Here is a 2,733-nt window from a genome sequence, read left to right as displayed (position 1 = left end):
CGCCCGGCCAGCCGGCGCCCGTCCCGCCGCCCGGCTGGGGCACGCCGCAGCCCCCCGCCGGGTACGGCGCCTGGGGACCCGCCTCGCCACCGCCCCCCGGTGTCGCGTGGCGCCCGCCGGCCCTGCAGCCCGGCATCATCCCGCTGCGCCCGCTCGGCATGGGCGAGATCTACGACGGCGCCTTCCGGGCCGTGCGCGCCAACCCGCGCGTGATGTTCGGGCTCGCCGCACTCGTGGTGACGCTGGCCGTGACGCTGCAGTCCGTCATCCAGTGGTACGTGAAGGGCATCGCCGCCGGCCAGCTGGCCGACCTCTCCACGGACGTGGATCCGTCCGGTCAGATGGGCTTCGCCGACCAGCTGGGCTCGTCGTTCGGCCTGCTGGTCGGGGCGCCCGTGACCGCGATCGCCACGACCGTGCTCACCGGCCTGCTGATCGTCTCCGTGAGCCGCTCGGTCCTCGGCCAGGTCGCGACCGTGGGCGAGGTCCTGCGCTCCTGGCGCGTCTGGCTCGTCGTCGGCTTCACCTTCCTCACTGGGCTCGCGTGGGTCGTCGTCTTCGGCGCCCTGGTCACGGCCGTCGCCCTGCTCGCGGTGAACGACCAGATCGCGCTCGCGGTGATCGTCGGGCTGCTGAGCCTGCTCGCGGTGGTCGTGCTCGGCGTCTGGTTCTCCACCCGGACCATGCTGGTCGCCCCCGCCCTGATGCTCGAGGGCAAGAAGTTCTGGCCGACGATCGTCCGGTCGTGGCGGCTCACGCGCGGGAGCTTCTGGCGGCTGTTCGGCATCTACCTGCTCACCAGCGTGCTCGCCGGGATCATCGTCCAGATCATCGTGTTCCCCGCGACGCTCATCTCGAGCCTGTTCCTGCGCGACCCCACGGCCACGTCGTTCGGTTCGATCGTGGTGATCGGCATCGCCAACATCATCGCCTCGACGCTGTCGACCACCTTCCTGTCGGCGGTCGTCGCGCTGCTCTACATCGACGTCCGGATGCGCCGCGAGGGCCTGGACGTCGAGCTGGCGCGCGCCGCGGAGACCACGGCGTGAACCTCGCGGCCCGGGTGGTGGCCGGGGTCCCGGTCGACCCGGACGCCGCGACCGCGCGCCGCTGGGCCCGCCAGGAGCTGCTCGACCCCGTCTACCACGAGCAGCGCTCGCTCCTGCGGCGGCTGTGGGACTGGGTCGCCGAGCAGCTGGCCGGCCTGCGCACGCCCGCGGCGCTGGACCCCTGGGCCGTGCTGCTGGTCGTCGGGGTGGTCGTCGCCGTCGTCGTGATCGCGTTCCTAGTCGGCGGGCCCGTGCGACGTGCGCGCACGAGCCCGTCCTCGCGACGGGTCCTCGACGCCGACGACGCCCGGAGCGCCCTGCAGATCCGCGCGGCCGCGGACGCCGCCGCCGGTCGTGGCGACTGGTCGCTCGCGGTCCTCGAGCGCTACCGGGCGATCGTCCGGGGCCTCGAGGAGCGCACGGTGCTGGACGAACGCGCGGCGCGGACGGCCCACGAGGCCGCCCTGGCCGCCGCCGCCCGGCTTCCGGAGCTCGGCCACGACCTGGTCGCGGCGAGCCGGACGTTCGACGACGTGGCGTTCGGCGACGTGCCCGGGACCGCCGACGACGACCGCGTCCTGCGCGCGCTCGACGAGCGCGTGCGCGGCACGCGGCCCGCCGCCGGACAGTCCGCGACCGACCTGGCCGTGGCGGCCCCCCGGTGACCGTGGCGACGGACGTCGTCGTCGGCGACGGCACCACCGTCCGCAGCAGGTCGTCGCGACGGTGGCGGCGTGCCCGGTGGCCGCTGGGCCTGCTGGCCCTCGTCGTGGTCGCCGGTGTGCTGTCCGCGCTGCCCGAGCCCCAGACCTCGACGCTGACGCTCGCCCCGGACAACCCCGCCCCCGCGGGTGCACGGGCGGCGGCGCAGATCCTCGGGCGCGAGGGCGTCGACGTGAACTACGTGCGGCACATCTCCGACGTGCAGGCGCTCGCCGCCCCCGGATCGACCCTGCTCGTCGTCGGCGACTACCTGCTCGACGACGACCAGATCGGCGTGATCGACGCCAGCGGTGCGGACCTCGTGATGGTCGACGCCGAGTGGGCGCTCACCCTGATCACCGACTCCGTCGCGTCGAACGGAGGGCTGTCGGGCCAGCCCGAGGTCCGCTCCGCGCAGTGCGACGACCCCGACGCCGTCGCCGCGGGCTCCATCACCGCCACCGGCTCCCTGCTGGCCACCGGCCCCGCCGCGGTCGTCTGCTTCCCGGCCCCCGGCACCGGCATCGAACGGGGCGGCGCGTACGCGGTGGTCGACGACGGAGAGCGGCGGCTCGTCGCGCTGTCCGACTTCGCGCCCCTGACCAACGAGCACCTCGCGGAGCAGGGCAACGCGGCGCTCGTGCTGCGGGCGCTCGGTCGCCACGACCGGCTGGTCTGGTACATCCCGTCGCTCGACGACACCGGGGTGACGGACGAGCCCAGCGGCGGGCTCGCGCAGCTGCTGCCGCCCGTCGTGCCGATCCTCGCGCTGCAGCTCCTGCTCGTCGTCGCGGTGACGGCGCTGTGGCGCGGACGCCGCCTCGGCCGCCTGGTCACCGAGCCGGTGCCCGTCGTGGTGCGGGCCGGCGAGACCACCCGCGGCCGCGGCCGGCTCTACCGGCGCGGGCGATCCTTCGGGCACGCCGCCGCCGCCCTGCGCGCCGGCACGGCGGCTCGCAGCGCCGCCCGGCTCGGGCTCCCC

Annotated in this window: 3 protein-coding genes; all 3 read left to right on the top strand. The window is 75.4% G+C overall.

Going from position 1 to position 2,733, the window contains the following annotated elements:
* On the top strand, window positions 1-1,049 hold a 1,049-nt coding region (locus ACXJKA_RS19860), incomplete at its 5' end, for a glycerophosphoryl diester phosphodiesterase membrane domain-containing protein (RefSeq protein WP_456826919.1).
* On the top strand, window positions 1,046-1,714 hold the full coding sequence (locus ACXJKA_RS19855) for a DUF4129 domain-containing protein (RefSeq protein WP_456826918.1): 669 nt from the start codon (window positions 1,046-1,048) through the stop codon (window positions 1,712-1,714). The genes ACXJKA_RS19860 and ACXJKA_RS19855, both read left to right, overlap by 4 nt.
* The coding region (locus tag ACXJKA_RS19850) for a DUF4350 domain-containing protein (RefSeq protein ID WP_456826917.1) at window positions 1,711-2,733 on the top strand (1,023 nt) is incomplete at its 3' end. The genes ACXJKA_RS19855 and ACXJKA_RS19850, both read left to right, overlap by 4 nt.

Source organism: Cellulomonas sp. P5_E12, from assembly GCF_054049315.1.
This window is presented reverse-complemented; position numbering and strand designations above follow the sequence as displayed.